The following is a 253-nucleotide window of genomic DNA, read 5'->3' as shown; positions in this document are numbered from 1 at the left end:
CGTTGAAGACCACCTGCAGCGTGACCCGGGCGGTCAGCATGCCCGTGACGGACAGCCCCGCGGTCTCGTGCCCGATGTCCGCGAGGAACTGGAACGGCCTCAGCTGCACCTGGCTGCCCCCGGTGCAGTCCAGCTCGGCGGGCACGGGCAGCGGGAGCATGGTGTACGCGAAGAGCCCCGCCGCGTAGAGGCTCACGGCCAGTGCACCCAGCAGCCGGGGCACGGTCAGACGGCCGTAGTGCCGGTACTGCCA

General features: G+C 71.1%; 1 protein-coding gene. It reads right to left on the bottom strand.

All coding sequences use genetic code 11. The features are described 5' to 3' along the window. On the bottom strand, positions 1-253 hold a 253-nt coding region (locus CUZ56_RS15895), incomplete at both ends, for a hypothetical protein (protein ID WP_204250970.1).

Source organism: Saezia sanguinis, assembly GCF_003991585.1.
GTDB lineage: Bacteria > Pseudomonadota > Gammaproteobacteria > Burkholderiales > Burkholderiaceae_C > Saezia > Saezia sanguinis.
Note: the sequence above shows the minus strand (reverse complement) of the source record. Positions and strands in the feature narration are given on the sequence as shown.